Annotated in this window: 6 protein-coding genes; 3 read left to right on the plus strand and 3 right to left on the minus strand. The window is 42.1% G+C overall.

The features are described 5' to 3' along the window. Nucleotides 1-138: 138 nt before the first annotated feature. Together SMIDD26_RS01820 and SMIDD26_RS01825 are read right to left on the minus strand one after the other, a co-directional pair. On the minus strand, nucleotides 139-426 hold the full coding sequence (locus SMIDD26_RS01820) for a hypothetical protein (RefSeq protein ID WP_061438725.1): 288 nt from the start codon (nucleotides 424-426) through the stop codon (nucleotides 139-141). 9 nt (nucleotides 427-435) lie between these two features. Continuing rightward, the gene (locus SMIDD26_RS01825; RefSeq protein ID WP_061438726.1) at nucleotides 436-846 is read right to left on the minus strand and encodes an HIT family protein; all 411 of its coding nucleotides are present in this window, start codon (nucleotides 844-846) and stop codon (nucleotides 436-438) included. A 67-nt stretch (nucleotides 847-913) separates the two neighbouring features. Between SMIDD26_RS01825 and SMIDD26_RS01830 the strand changes: the two genes are divergently transcribed. Both SMIDD26_RS01830 and SMIDD26_RS01835 read left to right on the plus strand, forming a co-directional pair. After that, the gene (locus SMIDD26_RS01830) at nucleotides 914-1645 is read left to right on the plus strand and encodes an ABC transporter ATP-binding protein (RefSeq protein ID WP_000889954.1); all 732 of its coding nucleotides are present in this window, start codon (nucleotides 914-916) and stop codon (nucleotides 1643-1645) included. Continuing rightward, nucleotides 1642-2691, plus strand: a complete 1050-nt coding sequence (locus tag SMIDD26_RS01835; RefSeq protein WP_061438727.1) for an ABC transporter permease — start codon at nucleotides 1642-1644, stop codon at nucleotides 2689-2691. Before SMIDD26_RS01830 ends, SMIDD26_RS01835 begins: the two co-directional genes overlap by 4 nt. A 61-nt stretch (nucleotides 2692-2752) precedes the next feature. Here SMIDD26_RS01835 and SMIDD26_RS01840 read toward each other — a convergent pair whose 3' ends face one another. Next, nucleotides 2753-3082: a hypothetical protein gene (locus SMIDD26_RS01840; protein ID WP_061438728.1), complete on the minus strand. Its 330-nt coding sequence runs from the start codon at nucleotides 3080-3082 to the stop codon at nucleotides 2753-2755. A 295-nt stretch (nucleotides 3083-3377) separates the two neighbouring features. Between SMIDD26_RS01840 and SMIDD26_RS01845 the strand changes: the two genes are divergently transcribed. Next, the coding region (locus tag SMIDD26_RS01845; RefSeq protein ID WP_061438729.1) for a response regulator at nucleotides 3378-3882 on the plus strand (505 nt) is incomplete at its 3' end.

A 3882-nucleotide genomic window follows, 5' to 3' on the forward strand; every position in this document is an offset into this window, starting at 1 on the left:
CAGGTGTTTTCATTACGGCGGAAAGTCTGGGAAAGTCTTCGATTTAGTTCTGAAATGGTGAATGAGTTGCCTAAATTATGATGTATAGTTGATGGGATATAACTTGTTTACCTTTTAAAAAAGAGCCGTCGGGCTCTTTTACTTATCTTCAAGTTCCTGTGTTTCTTTTATCACAGCTAGTCTAGTCTGGATATCTTTTTCCAAGACCTTAAACTTGTAAGTCAGATCTTCTTGATATTCCTTGATGAGTTCTTTTTGCTGGTCAATGATTTGTAGGCTGTTTTGGATAATATCCACATCATCCTTGATAGCTTGAACGCGGTCAGTGGTATTCAAGACTTCATTTGTGATGGCTTGGCGATTTTTTGTGACCAGATAACTTCCGGCTGCAGCTCCTGCAAATAGCAGTAGGTTGGATAATTTCATGGCAACTCCTTAGGCATTTTTGATGGTTTCAGCGACTTGAGCAAGTTTGTCAAAGTCTGGTTCGTGGGCGATAAAATCAATCTTGAGGTCATCGTCAGCACTGTAACGAGGTACAAGGTGAACGTGGGTATGAAAGACTGTTTGCCCTGCGACTTCTTCACAGTTAGCAATGATATTCATACCAGCAGCCTTGGTAGCTTTCATGACTTTTTGAGCTACTTTTGGTACTTTGGCAAAGAGTTGGCTGGCGCTAGTAGCGTTCATTTCCAAAAGATTGCGATAGTGTTCTTTTGGCACGACCAAGGTATGTCCTGGTGTCACTTGAGAGATATCAAGAAAGGCAAGAACCTGCTCATCTTCGTATACTTTTGAAGCAGGAATTTCCCCTGCGATGATTTTACAAAAAATGCAATCTGACATAAAATCTACCTCTACTGTATTGAATTTTGATATAATATAGCTACATTATACCAGATTTGGAGAAAATATGTTAGAAATTAAAAACCTGACAGGTGGTTATGTTCATGTCCCTGTCTTGAAAGATGTGTCCTTTACTGTTGAAAGTGGGCAGTTGGTCGGTTTGATTGGTCTCAATGGCGCTGGTAAATCGACGACAATCAATGAGATTATTGGTCTGTTGACACCTTATAGTGGCTCCATCAATATCAATGGCCTGACCCTGCAAGAAGATGCGACAAGTTACCGCAAGCAAATTGGCTACATTCCAGAAACACCTAGCTTGTATGAGGAATTGACCCTCAGAGAGCATATCGAAACGGTTGCTATGGCTTATGGTATTGAGCAGAAAGTGGCTTTTGATCGAGTAGAACCTTTGTTAAAAATGTTCCGTTTGGACCAGAAATTAGATTGGTTCCCTGTTCATTTTTCAAAAGGGATGAAGCAGAAAGTCATGATTATTTGTGCTTTTGTGGTGGATCCGAGTCTTTTCATCGTGGATGAGCCTTTCCTTGGGCTCGATCCGTTGGCTATTGCAGACTTGATTCAGCTTTTGGAAGTGGAAAAGCAAAAGGGTAAGTCCATTCTCATGAGTACTCACGTGCTGGATTCGGCGGAAAAGATGTGTGATGCCTTTGTCATTCTTCACAAAGGGGAAGTGCGTGCTAAGGGAAATCTCCTGCAACTGCGCGAAGCCTTTGATATGCCTGAGGCTAGTTTGAATGATATTTACTTGGCTCTGACCAAAGAGGAGGAGCTATGAAAGACTTGTTTTTAAAGAGAAAGCAGGCTTTTCGTAAGGAGTGTCTTGGTTATTTGCGCTACGTTCTCAATGACCACTTTGTCTTGTTCCTGCTTGTTCTGCTGGGCTTTCTAGCCTACCAGTACAGTCAACTTTTACAGCATTTTCCTGAAAATCATTGGCCTATCCTTTTGTTTGTAGGAATTACGTCTGTTTTACTTTTGCTTTGGGGTGGAATTGCCACCTATATGGAGGCTCCAGACAAGCTCTTTCTCTTAGTTGGAGAAGAGGAAATCAAGCTACATCTCAAGCGTCAAACTGGCATTTCCCTATTCTTTTGGCTCTTTGTACAGACCCTTTTCTTGCTTTTATTTGCGCCCTTATTTTTAGCCATGGGTTATGGCTTGCCAGTTTTTCTGGTCTATGTGCTTTTATTGGGAATAGGTAAATATTTCCTCTTTCGTCAAAAGGCCAGCAAATTTTTCACTGAAACTGGACTGGATTGGGACTATGTCATTTCCCAAGAAAGCAAGTGCAAGCAGGTCTTGCTTCGTTTCTTTGCTCTCTTTACGCAGGTCAAGGGAATTTCAAACAGCGTCAAGCGTCGTGTCTATCTGGACTTTATCCTAAAGGCCGTTCAGAAGGCGCCTGGGAAGATTTGGCAAAATCTCTATCTGCGTTCTTATCTGCGAAATGGAGACCTCTTTGCCCTCAGTCTTCGTCTTCTCTTGCTTTCCATACTGGCGCAGGTCTTTATCGAGCAAGCTTGGATTGCGACAGCAGTGGTGGTTCTCTTTAACTACCTCTTGCTCTTCCAGTTGCTGGCTCTCTATCACGCCTTTGACTACCAGTATTTGACCCAACTCTTTCCACTGGACAAGGGGCAAAAGGAAAAAGGCTTGCAGGCTGTAGTCCGAGGATTGACCAGTTTTGTTTTACTTGTGGAATTAGTTGTCGGGTTGATTACCTTCCAAGAAAAACTAGCCCTTCTAGCCTTGCTGGGTGCAGGTTTGGTTTTACAAGTCTTGTATTTGCCTTATCAGGTAAAACGTCAGATGCAGGACTAACATTGCCTATATGACACTAAAAAAGAAGTTGAGTTCAGTTTGCCTCAACTTCTTTTATTTTCTACAAGATAATGGTTGGTCCGTAGAGGCTCAACTTGGTCTTGACTTGGTCAAAGTGGAAGCGGTCATAGGCCCGCCAAGCGGCACGAGTAGGAGCATCTGGATCGAGAGCGCTGAGTCCCATGAGAAGACTGGAAGTCTGGTAAAATTTTTCCAGTTCAATCAATACTCGATTATCCACTGTCTCAGCCTTGGCTAGAAAGCTAAGAATAGAGTTTAATTGCTCCTGAAAGCGGACGTCGTCAGCGGTTGCCTGTTTGCATGCTTGGTAGGCTTTGTTTAAGTCAGTAATCAAAGTCTGAGCTCTTTTGATAGGGTCTGTATCTGTCATGAGAATTCCTCCTTTAATCTGGGTGCCAGTCTTGTTTCTAGCAACTGTGTTTTGATACTGTCAGTTTATCACTTTTATCTCCTTTTTCAGCATAAAATCTTTAATTGTCCTTGAAATTTCCTGAATGGTACTGTTAAGATTTTATGATAAAATAGTGGTAAGACTATCATGCTTATTTGAGGAACAAGATACCCTTCAGGAGCGTTAAAGGCCTGTTTAGGATTTGGTGGGCTTGTATCATAGTATTTTTGCTATTCTCTTTTTAGGAAGAAATCGAAACAAGGAGAGTAAAAAGATGAGAATATTTGTTTTAGAAGATGATTTTTCCCAACAGACTAGGATTGAAACGACGATTGAGAAACTTTTGAAGGAACATCATATCACTCCCAGCTCTTTTGCGGTCTTTGGTAAGCCAGATCAACTGCTGGCAGAGGTGCATGAGAAGGGAGCCCATCAGCTATTCTTTTTGGATATTGAGATTCGAAATGAGGAGATGAAGGGTCTGGAAGTGGCTAGAAAGATTCGGGATCAGGATCCTTATGCCCTGATTGTCTTTGTGACGACTCACTCGGAGTTTATGCCCCTGTCCTTTCGCTACCAAGTGTCTGCTTTGGACTACATTGATAAGGCATTGTCAGCAGAGGAGTTTGAGTCTCGGATCGAAACAGCCCTCCTCTATGCCAATAGTCAAGATAGTAAGAGTCTGGCGGAAGATTGCTTTTACTTTAAATCAAAATTTGCCCAATTCCAGTATCCTTTTAAAGAGGTTTATTATCTCGAAACGTCGCCCAGAGCCCATC

This window comes from Streptococcus mitis (assembly GCF_001579035.1).
Lineage (GTDB): Bacteria > Bacillota > Bacilli > Lactobacillales > Streptococcaceae > Streptococcus > Streptococcus mitis_J.

What these genes read in the sequence shown, in the direction of transcription:
- SMIDD26_RS01820 (WP_061438725.1), bottom strand. Translation starts at nt 426, where the DNA reads ATGAAATTATCCAACCTACTGCTATTTGCAGGAGCTGCAGCCGGAAGT.
- SMIDD26_RS01825 (WP_061438726.1), bottom strand. Translation starts at nt 846, where the DNA reads ATGTCAGATTGCATTTTTTGTAAAATCATCGCAGGGGAAATTCCTGCT.
- SMIDD26_RS01830 (WP_000889954.1), top strand. Translation starts at nt 914, where the DNA reads ATGTTAGAAATTAAAAACCTGACAGGTGGTTATGTTCATGTCCCTGTC.
- SMIDD26_RS01835 (WP_061438727.1), top strand. Translation starts at nt 1,642, where the DNA reads ATGAAAGACTTGTTTTTAAAGAGAAAGCAGGCTTTTCGTAAGGAGTGT.
- SMIDD26_RS01840 (WP_061438728.1), bottom strand. Translation starts at nt 3,082, where the DNA reads ATGACAGATACAGACCCTATCAAAAGAGCTCAGACTTTGATTACTGAC.